Source organism: Deinococcus marmoris, assembly GCF_001949125.1.
Classification (GTDB): Bacteria; Deinococcota; Deinococci; order Deinococcales; family Deinococcaceae; genus Deinococcus; species Deinococcus marmoris_A.
In genome coordinates, this window is sequence record NZ_MSTI01000135.1 from 40,326 (window position 1) to 59,965 (window position 19,640).

Sequence of the window (19,640 nt, forward strand, 5' to 3'; positions counted from 1 at the left end):
GGGGAAGCCAGTTGTTTCTCAGCCTGGAGTCGGGGGCCGGGGCTTGCTGACCTGCTGGCGTCCGGTCATGGCGCGGCCCAGCGTGACCTCGTCGGCGTACTCCAGCGCGCCGCCCACCGGCAGGCCATAGGCAATCCGGCTGACGGTTGCGCCCAGCGGCTCCAGCAGGCGCTGAAGGTAGAACGCGGTGGCGTCGCCCTCCACCGTGGTCCCGGTGGCCAGAATCACTTCCTGACCGTCGGTGACGCGCGGCAGCAGCGGCTTGATGTGAAGCTGCTCGGGACCCACGCCGTTCATGGGACTTAATACGCCGTGCAGGACGTGGTACAGGCCCCGGTACTCGCCGCTGCGCTCGATGGCGATCACGTCGCCGGGTTCCTCCACCACGCAGATGATGGCCTGATCGCGCGCCGGATCGCTGCACACGTCGCAGACCTCGGCGTCGGTGATGTTGAAACAGACCGGGCAACTGTGCAGATCGCGCTTGGCCGACAGTAGCGATCCGGCCAGCCGCTCGATGTCCTCACGCGGTTGCTCGAACAGGTAGAAGGCCAGCCGCTGCGCGCTCTTGGGGCCAATCCCCGGCAGGCGCGACAGCTCGCGGATCAGCGCGACGAGGGAAGGGGGGTATTTCATGGGCGGTATCCGGTAACGGTTGATGGTTGATGGTTGATGGACACTGACCGCTCACCCTCTTTTCCCACGACCCACAACCCACAGCCCACAGCCCCACAGCCCACAACCCTCTTCAAAATCCGGGAATTCCCAGCCCGCGCGTGGCGTCCTGCTGGAGCGCGTCGGCCTTGGCGCTGGCGTCCTGCACGGCCACCAGGATCAGGTCTTCCAGGGCTTCCACGTCGCTGGGGTCCACCGCCTCGGGCTTGATCTTCAGGGCCGTGACCTTGCCGTGGCCGTTCATGGTGACCGTGACCAGACCGCTGGCGCTGCCTTCCACCGACTTGGCGGCCAGTTCTTCCTGAATTTTGGCGGCGGCTCCCTGGGCCTGTTGCATCTGCTTCATCAGCTTCTTCATATCCATAGTGCTGTCCATTCTAGCCGGGGTGGGTGGCAGAGGAAGGTGGCTTGATTCGGCTGGAGATTGGGTTGGATGGGGGGCCAGCGTTTGGGCCTTGATCCGCCTTTGCCCACGCGCAGGCGGCGTATGTTGGGGGCAATGTTGGTAGACCAGTTGGGACGGCCCCTGCGAGACCTGCGGATCAGCGTGACGGACCGCTGCAATCTGCGCTGCACCTATTGCATGCCCGCCGGGATCTTCGGCCCCGACTACGCCTTTTTGCCCCGCGCCGAACTCCTGAGCTTCGAGGAAATCGAGCGGCTGGCCCGCACTTTCGTCGATCTGGGCGTGCAGAAACTGCGGATTACGGGCGGCGAACCCACGCTGCGCCGCGATCTGCCCGAGCTGATCTCACGCCTCGCAAAGATCGAGGGCGTGCAGGACATCGCCCTGACCACCAATGGCCTGCTGCTGCCCCGCATGTCGGCGGACCTGCGCGCGGCGGGTCTGGACCGCGTGACGGTCAGCATCGACAGCCTCGATCCAGAGGTCTTCGGGCGCATGAACGGCCTGGGAACGCACCCGCAAAAGGTGCTGGACGGCATCGAGGCCGCGCTGACGGCGGGCCTGGGCGTCAAGATCAACACGGTGGTGCAGCGCGGCGTCAACGAGGACGGCTTGCGAAATCTGTGGCTGGCCCTGCGCGACAGGGCGGTGTTGCGCTTTATCGAATTTATGGACGTGGGCAACCACAACGGCTGGAATCTGGATAGCGTGGTGCCCTCCCGCGAGGTGCTGGCCCGCCTGAGCGCGGACGGCACCGGGGCGGAATTTGAGGCCCTGAATCCCAATTACACTGGGGAGGTGGCGGCCCGGCACGTCAGCGCGGACGGCCATGAGGTGGGGCTGATTTCCTCGGTCAGCGCGCCGTTCTGCGGCGATTGTTCGCGGGCGCGCATCTCGGCGGTGGGCGTGCTGTACACCTGTTTATTTGCCGGAAGCGGCACCGATCTGCGTGCCCCACTGCGCGCCGGGGCCGACGACGAGGCGATGCGTACCCTGGTTTCGGAAGTCTGGAGTGCGCGCACAGACCGCTACAGCGAGGAACGCGGAGAGATCACGCGCGGGCAGAAGGACCGGCAGAAAGTCGAGATGTCGCACATCGGCGGCTAGCGGCAGACTGCTGTGGGCGGGTGTCCCCCAGAGCGTTGCGAAATTTTTTGACCCGGTCAATGGGGCGCTGCCGAGGTTCCGTATTACAGGTCTGTTTTCTCGTCTGGAACGCTGTTTCTGGCTCAACTGCCGTTTTATTGCTTCTCTCCCAGTACAGCCATTCACCACCCGAACTGGAGAATGGAAGGTCTTCCGGGTGTAGCCTTTTCATGAGGCACTGTCCAGACAAGCTTGTGTACCTCGGACACTAACCATAAGATAGGCTCAAGCTCTCGCCTGTGTATAAAAATGCACGCGCGGAGTGCCCCGGAGGGATGCATGGCGAAATACCCGCTGATCAAATCGACCTTGAAAGACCGGCTGCTGGGTGGCCACTATGTCGAGGGCCTGCCGCTGCCCAGCGAGCCGCAACTGGCCCGCGAATTCGAGGTCTCGCGCATGACCGCCCGCCGCGCCATCGACGAACTGGAGCGCGAGGGTTACGTGTACCGCGTGCAGGGCGCGGGCACCTTTCCCACCGGCAAACGCTTCCGGCAGGGCACCTTTCGGGTCAGACCTTTCAAGGAATGGGCGCGCCACCCCGATCACCGCACCACCGTCCTGCGCGCCATGCAGATCGAGGCCACGCCCGAGATTGCCATCGTGCTGCAAATCCAGGCGGGCGATCCGGTGATTTTCGTCCACCGTCTGCGGAATGCCGGGGACGAGGCGCTGGTGATCGAGAAACGCTACGTGAACGCCGCGCTGGCTCCCGGCCTGCTGGACCAGAACCTGAACGCCGAGAGCATCCACGAAACGATGGTCAGCATGGGCGTCCCGATGGCCCGCGTCGAGCAGAATCTGGAAGCCGTCAACCTGCGCCAGGAAGAGGCGGACCTGTTGCGCGTGCCGCTGGGCACTGCTGCCTTTCTGCTACGCCGCACCACCTACAGCGGCACCAAACGCGCCAGCTATGTCAACTACTGGGTTCGCGGAGACCGCTACGCCTTCCAGGATACCTTCGAGCCGTGAGCGCAACGGTGAACGGCGGCGAGGAGTTGATCTCCCGCCGCCGTTCTCTTTGACCCTTGACCTTGAAAAGACCTGAACCGAAAAAACCGCCCCCGATCAGGAGGCGGTCTTTCTTATGGTCTGATCTTCAGGCGGCTTTGTTGTTGCGCGCGCCCTGGGCCGCGTCCACCAGTGCCTTGAAGGCTTCGGGTTCGCGGGCGGCGATGTCGGCCAGCACCTTGCGGTTCAGCTCGATCCCGGCCAGTTTCAGGCCACCGATGAAGGTGGAGTAGTTCATGCCGTGCAGGCGTGCGCCCGCGTTGATGCGCTGAATCCACAGGCGGCGGAAGTCGCGCTTCTTGTTGCGGCGATCCCGGTACTCGTAGGTGGCGGCGTTCAGCAGGGTCTGGAAGGCGTTGCGGTACTGGCGGCTACGTGAACCCCAGAAACCCTTGGCGCGCTTCAGCACCTTCTTGTGGCGGCGGCGGCGGACGATGCCGGTCTTGACGCGAGGCATTATTTGCCACCCTTATAGGGCAGCGCTTTTTTCATGCGCGCCCATTCGCTATGGGCCAGCACGAAGCCCTTGCCCTTGCCGCGAATCTCGTCGCCGCTCTTGCCGGTGTTCTGGTGGCGCTTGCCGCTTTTAAACGCCATCACCTTGCCGGTGCCGGTGATCTTGATCCGGCGCACGGCGCTCTTGAGTGTCTTCATCTTGGGCATGGTTGGCCCTCCTGTTTAGTCCGCTCACATCGGCATTGACCGCGCTTGCGTCTGGGGTTCGGGCCGCTCAGGCTTTTGCTGCGTGAATGAACACCGCTGCGCCTGTGCCGTTGGTCTGCCCTGCCCCACTTGACCAAGAGAAGACTATACGCGAGTCGGGGACGGCGGGGCAAGAGGGAACGCTGTTTCCTGACGAACTGCATCCGCTACCTCTGATGTCCGGGTTTCAATTCTCCAGTATCTGCCGCCCCAGCGCCGTGTAAGCCGTGTCGTCCGTGGGTGGATGCGTCAGGCCCGCGCGGGCGTCGCGCAGCAGTTTTTCCAGGGGCAGGGCCGCGCTCAGGGCCGCGCCGCCCGCCGTGCGCGAGGCCAGATCGGTGGCGAACACTGCCGCATTCGCTGCATGGGCTTTGGCCGCGCCGATGCCAGGAACGGAGGTGGCGCTGGGGTCCGCGTCCCAGCGGGCTGCCGATTCCAGCAGCAACGCGCGGGCAGCGTGCAGTGCGCCAGCCGTGCGCCCCACGTTTTCCTGAATGCGCGGCAGGGTGGCAATCGGTGCGCCCAAAGCAGTGGGTACGCGCACGCGGGCGTAGGCGCTGATGGCGTCCAGCGCGGCAAATCCCACCCCAAGGTAGGTGGCGGCGATGGCGGTCCAGAACCACGCGCTGCTGGCGGGCTGGCCGGGAGCGGGCGGTGCGTGCAGCGTGGTGGGCGCGTCCGTGAACACCACGTCGTGGCTGCCGCTGCCGCGCAGGGCCAGCGCCCCCTGCCACGTTTCCTCGATCTGGACGCCAGGACCGTGCAGGTCCACCCAGTAACGGCCCACCTGCCCATCAGGCGTGGTGGCAGTGACCAGCGCCCAGTGCAGCGCCCGCACCCCGGTGGACCATGTTTTGCGGCCCGTGATCTGCCAGCCGCCGCCCTCGAAGCTCTCGCCCTGCGGCGCGGCGTGCGTCTGTGGCAGCCCTCCGCGCGAGGGGCTGCCCAGTTCGGGTTCGCTGGCCAGGGCGTTCAGGAGTTCGCCGCGCACTCCGGCCTCGGCCACCACTTTCAGCAGCGGCTCCGGCAGGGTCCGGCCCTGAAACGCCGCCCCGGTCACCTGCCCGTGCATCGCCAGGATCAGGGCCAGACTGGCATCCGCCGCGCCCAGCGTCAGTTGTGCCCGCGCGAACTGCGAGAGATTGGCTCCCAGCCCTCCCCGGTCTTCAGGAACGGCCAGACGGGTGTAGCCGCTCCCGGAAAGGGCGGCTGCGGCCCCCGGCGTCACGTCCTGCGCCGCCTCGCATTCGGCGGCGTGCTGGCGGATGGCGTCGGCGGCGCGGCCCACCACCTCGGCCTGTGCGGGGGTCAGTTCGGCGGGCGGGGGAGAGGAGGTCACGCCGTACAGGGTAAAGGCTGGGCGCTGACCTGAATTGTTTCTCAGCGTTCGGTGGGGCCGGTTACGCTGACCAGCACGCCCCGATATTCGCCGGGGGTGATCAGGCCCATCGCCATCGCGTGCCCGGCAGCGTTCAGGCTGTCGGCGGCCAGCACCAGATCGACGCCCGCGCGGGCCAGTTCGCCGCGCAGCTTCAGCACGGTCTCGTCCTGAAAAGCACCCGTGATATCGCGGATATACACGGCCAGCACGCGGCCCGCGTATTTGCGGACCACCTCGGAGTAGATCAGGGCGTCCTGCTCGCCGCTGTCTCCGATCAGGACGAATTTCAGGTCGGGGAAGCGCTCGAACAGGCGGTCGATGACGCCGTGTTTGTGGCCGCCGTGTTCGGCCAGCAGGCCCGCGCCCCAGCTCCGCAGGAACATCGGCCCCAGCGGAATGCGGCGGTAGTCCAGAAACTGCCACAGCAGATCGAAGAAGTTCCAGGGGCTGCTGGACACGTAAAAGACCGGATTGCGGCCCTCGCCCTCGCGGGCCAGCGCGCGGTACAGCGCCCCCACGCCGGGAAAGGGAGAGCGGGTGCGGGCGTTGCCGGTCAATGCCGTGACCAGCATGCGCGGCAGACTGGTCACGTCCGACTGGATCACGGTGTCGTCCAGATCGCTGATCACGCCGAAACGGGCCTGACCGATGACCTGCACGCGGGCGCGGGTCTGGCCCTCCTTGCCCTCGATGCTCAGTGCGGCTTCATGCCAGCCGCCCGGCAGCGGGCTAAGAGGGGTAAAATTCAGCGTGAAATAGCCGTTCTCGTTGCTGACCGCACAGGCATTGATGCCGTCCAGCACGCCGTTGACCCTGACGCCGCCTACCTCGCGCGAGAACAGGCGGCGCATGCTGTTGAGAAAGTTGCGCCAGCGCCGGTCTCCGGTGGCAGGGGGCGACATGGTGCGCGGCAGCAGCACGCGGCCCGTCAGCTCGACGCCGTGTGGGGTTCCCCAGCCCACGTAGGGCTGGAGCAGCAGTTTCCCCCGTGCCCGGCGCGGCTGCACGTAACTGCTGATGGCCCGGTCCGCCGCCAGGACCGCGCGCTCCACGGCGGGCAGCGCCAGCTTGAAGGCCGTCTTGACGGGATTCACAGGGGCAGTCTACGGGTCCGCGCAGGCCGGAGGTCTGCCCCGCCCTTCACCGTTCACCGCAGTCGTCGGTGGTCTTTAGAGCAGTTCTCCGAATTACGTCACCGGAAAAACAGACTTCCGGCGACTCCATTCTCTGCTTCGCAGCTTTGCAATTCCGTCCTGCTCGACAAAAGTCTCTCGCCGTCTTGGGCAGAACAGACGCCCTTGACTGGGACAGCTCGAAGAGAGGACGCTTGCCCGCTTTGCTCGGTCATAAAAATGGTCTTTTTATGACAACTGCTTTAGTGGACTCGCACGCCCTTGGTCAGCGGCTGCTTGCGGACCCAGGTGATGAAACGCTGGATTTCCTCGCGCTCCAGCATGGCTTCCACCGTGTTCAGCTCGTTTGCCAGTTCCGAATTGCTGAAGGTCTTCTGGAGGTAGCCCTGGCAGGCCGCGCACATCCGCACGGTGGGAATGTCGCCGGGTTTGACGCCCTGCCGCCGTCCCTGGGATTTGGGAACCAGATGGTGATCGGTCATGCTGGGGGCCTCGCGCCCGCACAGCACGCAGGGATCGGCGGCTTTGGGCGGGGCGTACCAACTGGGATCGGGTGTTTTGCGGGCCATGCCCATCAGCATAGGGTGAGCGGAAGTCGGCAATGGTTATCCGGGCAGAGGCTATTTCTTCTTTTCCTGCACGGCTTTGAGGTTGGGGCAGATCAATTCGCCGCGCAGGGTCAGGGCTTCCACCACGGGCCGGGGGAGCATGGGGCCGTCCACCTGACTCCTTGCGCCCAGCCGCAGCGGACCCTCGGGGGTGGTCAGGATCGCCTCTGAACGCAGGCGCACGGCGCGTTCCACGCAGGCGGCGTCCATGAAATCCAGCACCACCGCCCGCTTGAAAATCCCGTCCGAGATGGTCAGCGTGACCGGGCGCGGCGGGTAGTCGGCCAGCGTCCGCGCCGAACGCGCCTGCACACTGAGCGCTCCAGTCATGGCCGCCATCAGCGGTAGCAGTGCGGCCAGCCCCCACACGATGCCCGCCCGCGCGACTGGGCGGGCCAGCAGCGCCAGCAACACGCCCGCGAAGGCCAGGGTCAGCAGCAGATACAGGACGCTCATCGGGGGACAGTGTAGCCGCCCGGCGCGAGAAGGCGGGCCGGGATGTTCGCCCGCCCGCCGCCCGTCCATTTCCGTTTTAGCCCGGTGTGATCTGGAAGCCGCGCAGCGCTTTGGGGCCGGGAATCGGGATGGGTCTACGCCAGGGTGTGCCGCAGACGAAACCGTCGTCGAAATCGGCGTGCTGGCCCCCGCCACGGCCCAGATAGGTCACGGTGGTGCCCTTTTCCAGCGTTCCAGTAAGCTGCTCGACTGCCTTTTCAGCCGACGAGAGCAGCTTTTCTGCCAGAGCGCTGGCCCCCTCCATTTTCAGGCGGCTCAGCGCATTCACGCCCTCCAGCATGTGCCGGACTTCCGGGGTCCACGGTGGGATCCGCCTGACCCCGTCTGCTGTGATGATCAGCCCCCCGCCGTCGCCGCCCCCGAACAGAATGACGTGCTGCATCTTGTTCCTCCTTCCTTTTCAAGCCGCACCCGTTGGCCGGATGTGACCTGAGCTTAGGCAGAGGGGCATGACCGGACCATGATCAATCTCAGCTCTATTTCAGCGCCTGCCGCTGCGCCTCGTCCAGCGCCGCCTTCGCGCTCTGCCTGCCATTGGTGGCCCCATCGATGGCAGTTTCCAGCAGGCGGGTCCAGCCCTCGTAGTCGGGGACCGGGGGGCGCGGCACGGCGCGGTTGAGCTGGGCGTGGGCGACGCGCAGTTGCGGGTTCCTGGCGTACCAGCCGTCCAGCAGCGGCGTGACTGCCTTGCGGGGCGGGGCGTAGGCGGTGACCTGCACCCAGTTCGCCAGCCGCGCCGGATCGTTCAGGAATTGCCAGAAGGCCAGCGCCCCGGCCTGCGCCGCCGCCGTGTTGCCGCGCGGCACGCTCAATGTGGCCCCACCCAGCAGCACGGTGCAGGCCCCGGCTTTCTCGCAGGGAAAGGGCGCGATGCCCAGGTCAAAAAACGGCAGCTTGCGGGCGTCGGTCCAGTTGGCGACGCTGGCCAGGACAAACACGTTCTGCCCGCGCGCAAAGTCGAAGGCGGCGCGCGTGGCGTCGTTCAGGGTGCGCGGCTGGGCGGTCTTCGCGGCGCTCATGCGGGCCAGTTGGGTCAGGGCGTCCACGGCGTCGGGGCTGTTCAGGGCCGGTTTTGTGCCGTCCACCAGCGAGCCGCCGCGCGACAGCACATTGGCCTCGAAGGTCCAGGCATCCGCCACGGCCACCAGCGGGCGTTTGGAGCCGCCCGCGAGTTTCGTAGCGGCGGCCTCCAGTTCGGTCCAGGTGGTTGGGGCCTTGACTCCGGCCCGTTTCAAGGCCCCGGCGTTGTACATCAGCACCGGCACGCTGACATTCCACGGCAGACCGTAGAACTTGCCGCCCAGTTGCCCAGATTTCCAGACCGCCGGGTAAAAGTCCCCCGTCAGGCTGTCTGGCAGCGCGTCCACGGCTCTGGTCAGGTCCAGCAGTTGCCCGCCTGCGGCCAGCGCCGGAAACTGCGTGAACTCCACCTGCGCCAGCGCCGGGGGCTTCCCGGCCCTGATCGCGGCGTCCAGCTTGGGCTGCATCTCGCGGTAGTTGCCCTGCGAGACTGGCACGATCTCGTAGGCGCTCTGCGACTTGTTGAAGGCCGCCGCGTAGCCGCCCACCGTGTCCTGCACGCCAGTCATGGCATGCCAGAACTCCAGGCGCATCGGCGCGGCATGGGCGGCACCGACAAGGAGCAGGGCAGACAGGGGGGTAAGGAGGCGCACCCCCGGAGTCTAGTCGCTGGGTCTGACGGCAACTTGAAGACCGGGTTCCCTGCGCGGACGCCCACTCCCAGCAAACCCTGAGCAAACCCGCAGCCCCGCCGCAGCCCGCTAGACTGCCGCCATGCGTCTGCGCCGTCTTCTGCTTCCCATCGCCGCTGGAACCGCCGTGTGGTATCTGCGCAGCGTCTACCGTTTCCGCGATCCCGTGCGCGTGCCGCCGACTGGGGCGGGCGTGGTCCTCAGCCCCGCAGACGGCGTGGTCAGTTTCGTGCGGCGCATCGAGGACGGCAAGATTCAGAGCGACGCGCTGAACGCGGCCCTGAAGGTAGGGGACCTGCTGGGCAGTGCGGCGGCGGCGCAGAACGGCTGGCTGATGGGCATCTTTGTCGGGCCGCTGGACGTGCATTACGTGTATCAGCCGCTGGCCGGACAGATCACGGAGGTGCAGCACACCGCCAGCCGCAGCGACGTGGCCCTGCTCGGCCCCGGCGAGGCGCTGTCCATGCTGGCCGGGCAGCCCACCGATCTGCTGGGCGGGCGCGGCACGCTGGAAAACGAGCGGCTGAGCTTTGTGACACAGGGTTTTGTAACACAGGGAGAAGCGGGTCAGGTCACCATGACCCTGGTGGCCCCCGGCGCAGGTCTGAAGGCCACCTCCTACCTCAAGGGGGGCGATGAGGCCAGCGCTGGACACAAGGCCGCCTTTCTGGCCGAGGGTGGACTGGTGATGCTGTGCCTGGGTGCCGAACTGACCCCGCAGGTGAGCGTGGGCGAACGCGTCGTGGGTGTGCAGACCGTCATTGCCGCGAACGTCTGACCATCAGATGGTTTGACGTTGACACCGCCACCCACGCGCTAGACTTCCGCGCTGGCCCGTTAGACTGGGGCCATAAGGAAGGAAAACGCCGTGCCCTCATCCGCATCATCTAAAAACGCAGCCGCCCAGAACAGTGATCGCCATCCGCCCGAGCGGGTAGGCGAGCGTCTGGTGGCGGACCGCAAGGTGCGGGCGGTGGCCGGGGCGGGCAGTTACGACACCGAACTGGCCTGGGCGGGCAGCCAGCCCACCTTCGTGACCTTCGAGCGCGATCTGCTGTCCCCGCAGACCGAGATTCGCGCGGGCGTGAGCGTGGAGCGTTTTCCCTTCGAGAAACTGGAGGCGTGGCGTGACTGGGATACGGCCCGCGCCGAGGCCCCGCTGGCCCTGCTGGCCACCAGCCGGGTGCTGTATGACCCCACCGGTAATTACGGGCGCATCCAGCGGACGCTGTGGAACCTGAGTGCGTCTCTGCGGGCCGCCTATCGCGCCGAGCTGCTCAATCTGGCCGCCGAGGGATTGACCGCCGCCCGCGCCGCCCACACCGGGCCGGGCCACGGCGTACAGGAGCAACTGCTGGCCCTGGCCGACGCCCGCGAGATCGCCCTGAACCTGCTGTATCCGGCCCTGCTGACCCATATCCACCAGTGGCCCGAATTCGAGGTCCGGCTGCCCCACGCGTGGCGGGCGGCGGCGGGCCTGCGCTTTCCCAAGTCCATTTACCGCCTGGAACAGCTCTACGCTTTTGGCGGTCAGGAGGAAGCCCGCCGGGCGCTGCTGGCCACGCGCGGGCTGGGGCTGCTGGCTCAGGAACGCCGCGCCCGTACTGCCTACACGGCGGGTTATTACGACGGCGCGCTGCGTTACCTGCGTGATGAAACGGCCCGCACCCACCGCGACGATCTGGCCCGCTGGTCCAGCCTGTCGAGCGCCCGCCGCGAGAAGCTGGGCACCCTGCTGGGCGTGACCCGCGCCCCCCTCGGCCCCGCCGCGCTGAATCTGGCCGAGGAATTGCTGGAAGCGGTGCGGGATGGGGAATAGGGGATGTGAGCAGAGGTAGGGGAAGGCTGGAGCGTCTGCTCTCCGGCCTTTCTCCATTTGAGCGGGCGCAATACGGCGTGCCCTCTGGGTGTTACACTCCTCTCTGACAGGCACCCGCCTGCAAATTTCCCCCCTCTCTCGGCAGTCCTGTGAGGCTGCGCCCGCCCCGTGAGGCAGGAGAAGGAGTTCCCTATGAACACGCCCGAATTGAGCCGTCAGCAAGCGCTGAGCGGCGTTTTTTTTGTGCCCGACTTTCTTTCTGGACTGAGAGCCATGCTGTGAGCGGCCCCAAGGCGATCATTCTCAGCAACGACGAGACGCGCCGCGCCCTGACCCGCATTGCCCACGAGATCGTGGAACGCAATAAGGGCGCGCAGAATCTGGCGTTGATCGGCATCCACACGCGCGGCATTCCGCTGGCCACCCGTCTGGCCGCCAAACTCTCCGAGCTGGAGGGCGTGGACGTGCCCACCGGCATGCTGGACATCACCCTCTACCGCGACGATCTGAGCGAGGTGGCGCACCAGCCGATCATCCGCGAGACGAAGGTGCCCTTCGACATCTCGCAGCGCCGCGTGATTCTGGTGGATGACGTGCTGTACACCGGGCGCACCGTGCGGGCCGCGCTGGACGCGCTGATCGATCTGGGCCGCCCGGCTGGAATCCAACTGGCCGTGCTGGTGGACCGGGGGCACCGCGAGTTGCCCATCCGCGCCGATTACGTGGGCAAGAACCTCCCCACGGCCAGCAGCGAAGTGGTGAAGGTCAAGTTGCACGAAACCGACGGCGTGGACAGCGTGGAGCTGTGGGATCTGAGCGAGCTGAAGGCGGAGTTGCGATGACCGCCGCCCCTGTCTCTGCCACGGCCCGGCCCCGGCATCTGCTGGACTTTCAGGACTGGTCCCCCGAACGCCTGACGGCCATCCTGGACAACGCCGACACCATGTTGCAGGTGCTGGACCGCCCGGTCAAAAAAGTGCCCGCGCTGCAAGGGTTGACCGTCTGCAACGCCTTTTTCGAGAATTCCACCCGCACCCGCACCAGCTTCGAGCTGGCCGCGCGCCGCATGAGCGCGGACGTGCTGACCTTCGCCGCCGGAAGCAGCAGCGTCAGCAAGGGCGAGAGTCTGCGCGACACGGTGGAGGTGCTGACCGCCTACAAGGTGGACGCCTACATCGTGCGCCACCACGCCGCCGGAGCCGCACATCTGGTGGCGCGTTACAGTGGCAAACCCGTGATCAATGCTGGCGATGGCCGCCGCGCCCACCCCACCCAGGCGCTGCTGGACGCCTATACGGTGCGCCAGGAATTCGGCAGTCTGGAGGGCAAGCGGGTGGCGATCATCGGCGACGTGCGCCACAGCCGTGTGGCCCGCAGCAACGCCGAACTGCTGCCCATGCTGGGGGCCGAAGTCGTGCTGTGCGGCCCGGCCACCCTGCTCCCCTCCGATCTGGCCGCGCTGCCGGGCGTCACGCTGACCAGCGACCCGAAGGAAGCGGTGCGCGGCGCACACGCGGTCATGGCCCTGCGCCTGCAAAAAGAGCGCATGGGCGGCGGCTTTCTGGGCAGCTTGCAGGAATACGCCGACACGTATCAGGTCAACGAGACGCTGATGGCGGAGGCCGAGAGCGGCGCAATCGTTCTGCACCCCGGCCCCATGAACCGCGATCTGGAAATCAGCGGCGAGGCGGCAGACGGCCCGCGCAGCCGCATCTTGCAACAGGTGGAAAATGGACAGGCGATCCGAATGAGCGTGCTGTATCACCTTTTGGTGGGGCGGGACTGAGTGCAAAGTTCATGAACGAAGATGGGACAAAGCCAGACATCTGGAAGTTGCCCGGCCAGTGGCACTTCGATGACACCCATCACGGCGTCTTTTTGATTGCTCCAGAGTCTTGCATAGATGCCAATCCATATTTCCTCTCCAACTTCTCGTTAAGCGAACTAATGACTTATATTTCCGCTGATCACGAGTCATGGCATTGGAAAGTCATAGGAGATTTCGGCACCTCATCTGAAGCGCTTTTTGAGGACTCCAGGACAGAAAAGGTCTACCTGTATGAATGGCTGAATTATCCGAATGATCAGGCATGGATAGCTGATAGCCGCGCGCACCTACTGGAAAGGCTAATTTCTTTGGATAAAGACGAGAGTTATCTGAACTTGTTCGAGTGAAAGTGAGGGGTGGCAATATCAGCAATCGAAAGACATTTAAGGAATTTCTGAGGGGCCGGGATCAAATAAAACTCTCTGCTCTTGTGTCCGCCCTTTTCCTCTGCGCCTGCCAGCCCACCCAAACCCAGACCGCAGTTCCACCCACGGTCACAGTCCAGACCCCCGAACAGGCCGAAGCCCGCGCCTATCTGGCCGAAGTGCGAGCATCCCTGAACGTTGCGTATCTCAAAGACCGTGAAACCACCACCTCCGGCGATTGCGACAGCCCGCGCTTTGAGGACATCAAGCCGCCCCGGCTCTTGAAAGTCGAGGCATGCCGCCTGTCCATTGGGTCCAGCGCCGATTACCGCATTGAAGCCCGCTTCAGCAACGGTCTGGTCTGGATCGCCGACCCGGACGGCATTCGTCAGGCTGGGGCCGAGGCGCTGAAGCTACTGAACTGAAACCGCCCTCTCTGACCGAGGTTTCCATGACACTGACCATCACCAACATCAAGCGTTCCAACTCCGACAAAACCGAAACCGTCACCCTCGAAAACGGCGTCATCAAAGGCTGGAACATTCCGGCAGAAGGCGAGACCATCGACGGGCAGGGCGGCACCCTCGCCCCCGCGCTGATCGAGCTGCACGCCCACCTGCGCGAGCCGGGGCAGACCGAGAAGGAAGATCTGGCCTCCGGCCTCGCGGCGGCGGCGGCGGGCGGTTACGGCACGGTGGTCTGTATGCCCAACACCGTGCCTGTCATTGACGATCCGGCCATCGTCCGCAGCCTGATTCAGAAGGCCAACGGGCTGGGCTTCGCGCGCCTGCATCCGGCGGCGGCACTCACGAAGGGCCAGAACGGTGAGACGCTGGCCGAACTGTCCTACCTGAAGGACGCTGGGGCCGTCATGTTCACCGACGACGGACGCACCAACGAGAACGCGCGGGTGCTGTGGCTGGGGCTGGAATACGCCGGAAGCCTGGGCATGGTGGTCAGCGTGCATGCCGAGGACGCCTCCCTGCGCGCCGACGGCGTGATGAACGAGGGGCCGGTCAGCGAGGCACTGGGCCTCCCTGGCAACCCGGCAGCGGCGGAGGCGGCCCGCGTGGCGCGCGATCTGGAGATTCTGGCGGGGCTGCACGCGCAGGGTTCGGGGGCGCACCTGCACATCCAGCACCTGTCCACCGCCCGCGCCCTGGAACTGGTGCGCGGCGCGAAGGCACGCGGCCTGAACGTGACCTGTGAGGTCTGCCCCCACCACCTGACCCTGACCGACGAGGCGTTGCGCGGCTTCGACGCGATCTACAAGGTGGCCCCGCCGCTGCGAACCCAGCGTGATGCCGACGCACTGCTGGAAGGCTTGAAAGACGGCACGGTGGACTGCATCGCCACCGATCACGCCCCCCACACCCGCGCCGAGAAGGAACGCGACTTGCTGGACGCCCCCAGCGGGATTGCGTACATCGAACTGGCCTTTCCGCTGATGTACACGCGCTTTGGTGGGGATCTGGGGCTGGACAAATTGCTGGACCTGATGACGGCTGGCCCCGCCCGCCTGATGGGCTGGCCCGCGCCCTCGCTGGAAGCCGGTGCGCCCGCCGATCTGGTGGTGCTTGATCTGGAGACCGAACGCGAAGTCAGCCCCGCCGAATTCAAGTCCAAGGCCAAGTTCACGCCCTGGGCCGGGGAAATGCTGAGAGGCTGGCCGTTGCTGACGGTGGTGGGCGGACAGGTGGCGTACCGCCGGGAGTGAGGCTGAAAAGCCCTCAGTAGGCGATACCTACCCGGTAACCGATATGCTCCTGCTCCAGCAATTCAGCGTAGGCAAAGGCTGCCGTATCCCCAGTGGAAATCTGCTGTCCGTCTATCGGCAGGTAATCCCGCTCTATCCGGTAACTGCCCACGGCCTCGCCGTCTGGTAAGTAGGTGGGGCAGACCACCGTCCACTCCAGCGGGGAGGCGCGCAGCATCTCGCAGGCCCGCTGGTGTTCCTCTGCCGCAAAGGTGGATTTGCGGTGGGATTCGCTGGACTGGTAGCGCAGCTTGCCCGGCTCGGTGCGGCTTTCCAGAATGCCTGCCGTCCCAATCGTCACGATTCTGGAAACGCCGTGCAGTTTCATGCCAGCAATCATGGCCGTCGTCGCCTCCGTCAGCGTGGTTGTCGTATCGGTGCTGAGGGCGCTGATCACGGCGTCCGCTCCGGCGATCAGCCGCTCCACCGCCCCTGCATCTCGCGCGTCTCCCTGAACCAGCGTCAGCCCCTTTTGTGGCTTGACGCTGTTCAGCCTCCGCACCAGAGCTTTGACCGCATGGCCGTCCTGCAAGGCGTGGCGGACGATTTCACTGCCCGTTCGTCCGGTTCCGCCAAAAATCGCAATGTTCATCTGTATCGCCCCCTCTCTGATCTTCCACGTCTTTCTGCTGCTCCGTATCTCTGCTGGCTAAAAAAGCCTTGAACTCCCTGATGGAGAGGGAGCGTTCTCGCCCGTGTGCGGCAGGTAGCCTCCAGAGGCCGTCCTGTCCCTCCTCTCAGCTTCTGCACCAGTCGAGTGGTCCGGTCCAGACCCCCTCTTCTCGCCCGCACACTTGCGCTGGACTTCGTCCTCTACACTTCTCCCATGCAGGCCCCCCATCTGGTCAACCCGCAGGTTCAGGCCCTGCTCTCGCGTGAGCGCACGCTGCTGGCCGATATCCAGGCATTTCTGGAAACCCAGGGTGCGCCGCCCGAGGTGGTGGAACACGCCCGCACGGCGGCCCGCAGTCTGGATGAAACCTTTCTGCTGGTGGTGGTGGGCGAATTCAACGCGGGCAAGAGCAGTTTCGTGAACGCGCTGCTGGGCGCGCAGGTGCTGCCCGAGGGCGTCACGCCCACCACGGACCGCATTTACGTGCTGGTCCACGGCGAGAAGGCCGGGCAGATGGAGGCCACCCGCGATCCCTTCGTCAGCCGCCTGACCTACCCGCTGCCCAGTCTGGAGGGGGTGGCGCTGGTGGACACGCCGGGGACCAACGCGATCATCCGCCAGCATCAGACGCTGACCGAGGGCTTTCTGCCCCGCGCCGATCTGGTGTTGTTTCTGACCAGTTCGGACCGCCCCTTCACCGAGTCCGAACGCCAGTTCCTGAGTCTGGCCGCCCGCTGGGGCCGCAGCGTGATCATGGTGGTCAACAAGGCCGATCTGCTGGAAACCCAGGAGCAGAAAGCGCAGGTCCGCGAATTTGTGGAAACCGGGGCGCGCGGCGTGCTGGGCCTGACGCCGCCGGTCCTGCTGATCAGCGCGCGGGCCGAGCAGCGCGGCGGCGATCCGGGCTTTCACGGTCTGCGTGAGGTGCTGAAGATGCGCCTGTCACAGACCGAGCGCACCCGCCTCAAGCTGCAAAGCCCGCTGGGCACGGCGGCGGAACTGCTGTCGGGCGAGATCACCCGCGCCGATGCGGCCCGCCAGACCCTCAGTGAAGACCTGAACATCCTGCGCGATCTGGAGGCCCAGCGCGAACACCACCGCGTGACCATGCTGGGCGAGCTGGACGGCCAACTGAACCGCGTGGCCCGTCTGCTCTCCGAGTTCGAGGTGCGTGCGGACCGCTTTATCGACGACAAATTGCGCTTCGGCAATATCCGGGGCCTGCTGAACAGCCGCCAGATGGAAGGGGAGTTCCGTACCCAGGCAGTGGCCGACTTACCCGACGCGATTGACCGCCAGTTCGGCAGCATGATCGACCGCTTCGTGGAGGCCAATCTGAACTTCTGGGAGGACGTGCAGGCATTTTTAATCCGCCGCCAGCCGTCCAACGAGGTGGCCCGCACCCGTTTCGCCTATGACCGGGGTGCGCTGCTGGAAAGCATCGCCGGGAGCGCCCACGATCACCTGGAAAACGTCACCGAGAACGAGCTGGCCCGCCAACTGGCCCGCGATGCGGAGGACGCCATGAAGGGCGCGGTGGGCGGTCTTGCTGGTGGTCTGGGCATCGGCGCGGGCCTGGGCGCACTGATCGGCGCGTCGGCGCTGGACTTTACCGGCGGCATCCTGGCGGGCCTGACTCTGGGGAGCCTGGGCCTGTTCGTGCTGCCCAACAAGAGATTGCAGGCGCACCGGCAACTGCGGAGCAAGGTGGAGAATCTGCGCGCTGCCCTGGAAACCATCGTGCGCCGCGAATACGAGCGCGAGCAGGAGCGCGCCGACGCCCGGTTGCGCGACGCCATCAGCCCCTACACCCGCTTTACCGAGCAGGAGCAGATGCGGCTTGAGGGCGCGAAGACACGGGCCGCCGAACTGGGCGGGGAGCTGGAGGCGCTGCGCCAAGAGGTCAGGGGGCTGAATTGAGTGAATGACGGGGCGCGGGTTGCCGCCTCTTTTTTTCCACTTTCCCCAGTCCGCTGGCGTGTGCTACAGTCGCAAGGCTTGTCGGATTCTGTCCGGCGTGCTGTCAGGCCCCGCGCGCAACATGCGAGGCCCGCAACACGTAAGGCCCAGTGCAGGCCCCCGGTCACAGCAAAAAAATCCGGCGCGGATTTAAGGAGAAACCATCATGTCGAAAGTATGCGAAGTATGCGGAAAGGGACCGATTGTCGTGAACTCGGTCATCCGCCGGGGTAAGGCCCGTGCGGCGGGCGGCGTGGGCCGCAAGGTCACCGGCGTTTCCAAGCGGGTCCAGAAGCCCAACCTCCAGCCCCTCACCGTCACGCGTGCGGGCATCAGCCTGCGCCTGCGGGTCTGCTCCAAGTGCCGCAAGAGCCTGACCTGACCTGAACTCAGGAACAGATTGCGCCCCCCTCCAGACTGGAAGGGGGCGCATTTTATTGTTTTCAAATTCAGCTATGGGTGGCTCCAGCTCTTGTCATCTCCAGCTCAACGCGCGCGGGGCTTCAGTGGCCTTTAGGGGCACCGTCGTCGCCCGGAGGATTGACCTCGGCCTTCGGCTTGCGGTCCATCACGAAACTGCCGATCAGCAGGGCGAGGGTGCCCCCCACCACGCAACTGTCCGCGATGTTAAAGATTGGAAAGTCGCCCTGCCCGATGGCGCGCGTGATGGCGCTCAGCGGGGGCGCGTGGATCATGTCCGTGACCTGCCCGAAGCGCAGGCCGTCGATGGCGTTGCCAATGGCCCCCGCAGAAATCATGGCCAGCACGACGCTGAGAAAGCGGTGCTGCGGGCGCACGTACAGGTAGACCAGAATGCCCAGCCCCACCAGCAGGCGGCCCAGCGCCAGGGGGGCGGCGCTGCCGCTGAACATGCTCCAGGCCGCGCCGGTGTTGAAGGTCAGAAGCCATTCCAGCACGCCGGGAATTACCACCTGCGCGGGCAGGCCGGGTTGCAGGTTCGCCAGCGCCCACGCCTTGAGCGCCTGATCCGCCACGATCAGCACGGCGGCGATCAGCAGCGGCAGCCAGAAGGCGGAGCGGGAAGCACGGTCGGTCAACGTCGGCACGCCGCGCAGTATATGGAGTGCGGCCCATGAAGAGGAGGAAGAGGGGCAAGGTGTGAAGACGGAAGAGCCGCAGGCGCACTTCACCTCCCTGCCACCTTCTCCCGCCAGAAGGCGCGGCACAATGGGCGCTATGGCAAACGTCGAATCCTTCGATCTGGACCACACCAAGGTCAACGCTCCCTATGTCCGGCTGGCCGGGGTCAAAACCACCCCGCACGGCGACAGCATCAGCAAGTACGACCTGCGGCTGCTCCAGCCCAATGCCGGAGCCATCGAACCTGCTGCGATCCACACCCTCGAACACCTGCTGGCCGGGTACCTGCGCGATCACCTGAGCGACATCGTGGACGTGTCTCCGATGGGCTGCCGCACCGGCATGTACATGGCAGTCATCGGCGAACCGGACGAACAGGGCATTCTCAAAGCCTTCGAGGCCGCCTTGCAGGACACCGCCGCGCATGACCGCCCCATCCCCGGCGTCAGTGAACTGGAGTGCGGCAACTTCCGTGACCATGATCTGGCAGCAGCCCGTAAACACGCCCAGGACGCGCTGGACGGGGGTTTGAAGGTGCAGAAAACCATTCTGCTGGACCGGTCCTGAAAGGCAGATCGTGCAGGGGGGTTGACAGTTCTCTGAATCCCCTGTATCTTTTCTGAGCCTCCAACGAGGCGGGAAGCATGACAACCGAGCGTGAAAGAGCGAGAGAGACGCGAAATAACCTGCGTTGACCTCCATCCCAACCGGTCTTCGGACTGGAGCAGATAGAGGCCACGCATTGAGAATCAGAAGGAAAGGTCAAGATACTAAGGGTCCACGGTGGATGCCCTGGCACTGGAGCCGATGAAGGACGCGATTACCTGCGAAAAGCCCTGACGAGCCGGAGATACGCTTTGACTCAGGGATGTCCGAATGGGGAAACCCACCTGTTTACAGGTACTTCCG

The 19,640-nt window shown here is 65.5% G+C and carries 24 protein-coding genes and 1 rRNA gene; 13 read left to right on the forward strand and 12 right to left on the reverse strand.

All coding sequences use genetic code 11. The annotated features are described in order from the left end of the window. Positions 1–18: 18 nt before the first annotated feature. A complete protein-coding gene (gene recR / locus BOO71_RS19325; RefSeq protein WP_075835125.1) occupies positions 19–636 on the reverse strand; it encodes a recombination mediator RecR in 618 nt (205 codons plus the stop codon). Between the two features lie 112 nt (positions 637–748). Beyond that, positions 749–1,039, reverse strand: coding sequence for a YbaB/EbfC family nucleoid-associated protein (locus BOO71_RS19330; protein ID WP_075835127.1), 291 nt, complete (start codon positions 1,037–1,039; stop codon positions 749–751). Positions 1,040–1,174: 135 nt separating this feature from the next. Here BOO71_RS19330 and moaA point away from each other — a divergent pair, with 135 nt between their 5' ends. Beyond that, positions 1,175–2,188, forward strand: coding sequence for a GTP 3',8-cyclase MoaA (gene moaA, locus BOO71_RS19335; protein WP_075835129.1), 1,014 nt, complete (start codon positions 1,175–1,177; stop codon positions 2,186–2,188). A 318-nt stretch (positions 2,189–2,506) separates the two neighbouring features. Continuing rightward, positions 2,507–3,199 carry a GntR family transcriptional regulator gene (locus BOO71_RS19340; protein ID WP_029482793.1) on the forward strand — a complete coding sequence of 231 codons (693 nt, stop codon included), beginning with the start codon at positions 2,507–2,509 and terminating at the stop codon, positions 3,197–3,199. Positions 3,200–3,326: 127 nt separating this feature from the next. Here BOO71_RS19340 and rplT read toward each other — a convergent pair whose 3' ends face one another. The 8 genes from rplT to BOO71_RS19380 form a co-directional block, all read right to left on the reverse strand. Further along, entirely contained in the window at positions 3,327–3,695 is a 369-nt protein-coding gene (rplT, locus tag BOO71_RS19345; RefSeq protein WP_029482792.1) for a 50S ribosomal protein L20, read from the reverse strand. Further along, entirely contained in the window at positions 3,695–3,901 is a 207-nt protein-coding gene (rpmI, locus tag BOO71_RS19350; protein WP_029482791.1) for a 50S ribosomal protein L35, read from the reverse strand. The genes rplT and rpmI overlap by 1 nt, the downstream gene beginning before the upstream one ends. Positions 3,902–4,127: 226 nt before the next feature. Then, complete coding sequence (locus tag BOO71_RS19355; RefSeq protein ID WP_075835131.1) at positions 4,128–5,279, reverse strand: acyl-CoA dehydrogenase family protein; 1,152 nt, start codon at positions 5,277–5,279, stop codon at positions 4,128–4,130. Positions 5,280–5,320: 41 nt separating this feature from the next. Continuing rightward, positions 5,321–6,415, reverse strand: a complete 1,095-nt coding sequence (locus BOO71_RS19360; protein ID WP_075835133.1) for an App1 family protein — start codon at positions 6,413–6,415, stop codon at positions 5,321–5,323. A 281-nt stretch (positions 6,416–6,696) separates the two neighbouring features. Beyond that, entirely contained in the window at positions 6,697–7,023 is a 327-nt protein-coding gene (locus BOO71_RS19365) for a hypothetical protein (RefSeq protein ID WP_029482788.1), read from the reverse strand. Between the two features lie 51 nt (positions 7,024–7,074). Further along, positions 7,075–7,518, reverse strand: a complete 444-nt coding sequence (locus BOO71_RS19370; protein ID WP_075835135.1) for a hypothetical protein — start codon at positions 7,516–7,518, stop codon at positions 7,075–7,077. Positions 7,519–7,594: 76 nt separating this feature from the next. After that, positions 7,595–7,960: a hypothetical protein gene (locus BOO71_RS19375; protein WP_075835137.1), complete on the reverse strand. Its 366-nt coding sequence runs from the start codon at positions 7,958–7,960 to the stop codon at positions 7,595–7,597. Positions 7,961–8,054: 94 nt separating this feature from the next. Further along, complete coding sequence (locus BOO71_RS19380; RefSeq protein WP_254843222.1) at positions 8,055–9,251, reverse strand: ABC transporter substrate-binding protein; 1,197 nt, start codon at positions 9,249–9,251, stop codon at positions 8,055–8,057. Positions 9,252–9,372: 121 nt separating this feature from the next. Here BOO71_RS19380 and BOO71_RS19385 point away from each other — a divergent pair, with 121 nt between their 5' ends. The 7 genes from BOO71_RS19385 to BOO71_RS19415 all read left to right on the forward strand — a co-directional run bounded on the left by BOO71_RS19385 (position 9,373) and on the right by BOO71_RS19415 (position 15,019). Beyond that, a complete protein-coding gene (locus BOO71_RS19385) occupies positions 9,373–10,068 on the forward strand; it encodes a phosphatidylserine decarboxylase (protein ID WP_075835141.1) in 696 nt (231 codons plus the stop codon). A 90-nt stretch (positions 10,069–10,158) separates the two neighbouring features. Next, positions 10,159–11,109, forward strand: a complete 951-nt coding sequence (locus BOO71_RS19390; RefSeq protein WP_075835143.1) for a hypothetical protein — start codon at positions 10,159–10,161, stop codon at positions 11,107–11,109. A gap of 278 nt (positions 11,110–11,387) precedes the next feature. Further along, on the forward strand, positions 11,388–11,951 hold the full coding sequence (pyrR, locus tag BOO71_RS19395; protein ID WP_075835145.1) for a bifunctional pyr operon transcriptional regulator/uracil phosphoribosyltransferase PyrR: 564 nt from the start codon (positions 11,388–11,390) through the stop codon (positions 11,949–11,951). Then, positions 11,948–12,895: an aspartate carbamoyltransferase catalytic subunit gene (locus tag BOO71_RS19400; RefSeq protein ID WP_075835147.1), complete on the forward strand. Its 948-nt coding sequence runs from the start codon at positions 11,948–11,950 to the stop codon at positions 12,893–12,895. The genes pyrR and BOO71_RS19400 overlap by 4 nt, the downstream gene beginning before the upstream one ends. A gap of 11 nt (positions 12,896–12,906) precedes the next feature. Then, positions 12,907–13,284, forward strand: a complete 378-nt coding sequence (locus tag BOO71_RS19405; RefSeq protein WP_075835149.1) for a hypothetical protein — start codon at positions 12,907–12,909, stop codon at positions 13,282–13,284. Positions 13,285–13,367: 83 nt separating this feature from the next. After that, a complete protein-coding gene (locus BOO71_RS19410) occupies positions 13,368–13,727 on the forward strand; it encodes a hypothetical protein (protein ID WP_075835152.1) in 360 nt (119 codons plus the stop codon). A gap of 26 nt (positions 13,728–13,753) precedes the next feature. Further along, positions 13,754–15,019: a dihydroorotase gene (locus tag BOO71_RS19415; protein WP_075835154.1), complete on the forward strand. Its 1,266-nt coding sequence runs from the start codon at positions 13,754–13,756 to the stop codon at positions 15,017–15,019. Positions 15,020–15,032: 13 nt separating this feature from the next. Here BOO71_RS19415 and BOO71_RS19420 read toward each other — a convergent pair whose 3' ends face one another. Further along, positions 15,033–15,650 (reverse strand): NAD(P)-dependent oxidoreductase, encoded by a 618-nt coding sequence (locus BOO71_RS19420; protein ID WP_075835156.1) that lies wholly within the window; start codon positions 15,648–15,650, stop codon positions 15,033–15,035. Positions 15,651–15,884: 234 nt separating this feature from the next. Here BOO71_RS19420 and BOO71_RS19425 point away from each other — a divergent pair, with 234 nt between their 5' ends. Both BOO71_RS19425 and rpmB read left to right on the forward strand, forming a co-directional pair. Further along, entirely contained in the window at positions 15,885–17,591 is a 1,707-nt protein-coding gene (locus BOO71_RS19425) for a dynamin family protein (RefSeq protein WP_075835158.1), read from the forward strand. Positions 17,592–17,796: 205 nt separating this feature from the next. After that, positions 17,797–18,012, forward strand: coding sequence for a 50S ribosomal protein L28 (gene rpmB / locus BOO71_RS19430; protein ID WP_075835160.1), 216 nt, complete (start codon positions 17,797–17,799; stop codon positions 18,010–18,012). 121 nt (positions 18,013–18,133) lie between these two features. On the opposite strand, the gene lspA is transcribed toward rpmB, so the two are convergent. Beyond that, positions 18,134–18,697, reverse strand: a complete 564-nt coding sequence (gene lspA, locus BOO71_RS19435; RefSeq protein WP_254843223.1) for a signal peptidase II — start codon at positions 18,695–18,697, stop codon at positions 18,134–18,136. Between the two features lie 130 nt (positions 18,698–18,827). Here lspA and BOO71_RS19440 point away from each other — a divergent pair, with 130 nt between their 5' ends. After that, complete coding sequence (locus tag BOO71_RS19440) at positions 18,828–19,298, forward strand: S-ribosylhomocysteine lyase (RefSeq protein WP_075835180.1); 471 nt, start codon at positions 18,828–18,830, stop codon at positions 19,296–19,298. Between the two features lie 193 nt (positions 19,299–19,491). After that, positions 19,492–19,640: ribosomal RNA gene (locus BOO71_RS28450) — 23S ribosomal RNA — on the forward strand; the annotation flags it as partial.

Bases quoted from the DNA above. Each gene is read 5' to 3' on its own strand.
- BOO71_RS19415 (WP_075835154.1), top strand. From the start codon at position 13,754: ATGACACTGACCATCACCAACATCAAGCGTTCCAACTCCGACAAAACC.
- BOO71_RS19405 (WP_075835149.1), top strand. From the start codon at position 12,907: ATGAACGAAGATGGGACAAAGCCAGACATCTGGAAGTTGCCCGGCCAG.
- BOO71_RS19375 (WP_075835137.1), bottom strand. From the start codon at position 7,960: ATGCAGCACGTCATTCTGTTCGGGGGCGGCGACGGCGGGGGGCTGATC.
- rplT (WP_029482792.1), bottom strand. From the start codon at position 3,695: ATGCCTCGCGTCAAGACCGGCATCGTCCGCCGCCGCCGCCACAAGAAG.
- BOO71_RS19425 (WP_075835158.1), top strand. From the start codon at position 15,885: ATGCAGGCCCCCCATCTGGTCAACCCGCAGGTTCAGGCCCTGCTCTCG.
- rpmI (WP_029482791.1), bottom strand. From the start codon at position 3,901: ATGCCCAAGATGAAGACACTCAAGAGCGCCGTGCGCCGGATCAAGATC.
- BOO71_RS19420 (WP_075835156.1), bottom strand. From the start codon at position 15,650: ATGAACATTGCGATTTTTGGCGGAACCGGACGAACGGGCAGTGAAATC.
- rpmB (WP_075835160.1), top strand. From the start codon at position 17,797: ATGTCGAAAGTATGCGAAGTATGCGGAAAGGGACCGATTGTCGTGAAC.
- moaA (WP_075835129.1), top strand. From the start codon at position 1,175: ATGTTGGTAGACCAGTTGGGACGGCCCCTGCGAGACCTGCGGATCAGC.
- recR (WP_075835125.1), bottom strand. From the start codon at position 636: ATGAAATACCCCCCTTCCCTCGTCGCGCTGATCCGCGAGCTGTCGCGC.
- BOO71_RS19365 (WP_029482788.1), bottom strand. From the start codon at position 7,023: ATGGCCCGCAAAACACCCGATCCCAGTTGGTACGCCCCGCCCAAAGCC.
- BOO71_RS19385 (WP_075835141.1), top strand. From the start codon at position 9,373: ATGCGTCTGCGCCGTCTTCTGCTTCCCATCGCCGCTGGAACCGCCGTG.
- BOO71_RS19330 (WP_075835127.1), bottom strand. From the start codon at position 1,039: ATGGATATGAAGAAGCTGATGAAGCAGATGCAACAGGCCCAGGGAGCC.
- BOO71_RS19440 (WP_075835180.1), top strand. From the start codon at position 18,828: ATGGCAAACGTCGAATCCTTCGATCTGGACCACACCAAGGTCAACGCT.
- BOO71_RS19340 (WP_029482793.1), top strand. From the start codon at position 2,507: ATGGCGAAATACCCGCTGATCAAATCGACCTTGAAAGACCGGCTGCTG.
- BOO71_RS19370 (WP_075835135.1), bottom strand. From the start codon at position 7,518: ATGAGCGTCCTGTATCTGCTGCTGACCCTGGCCTTCGCGGGCGTGTTG.
- BOO71_RS19400 (WP_075835147.1), top strand. From the start codon at position 11,948: ATGACCGCCGCCCCTGTCTCTGCCACGGCCCGGCCCCGGCATCTGCTG.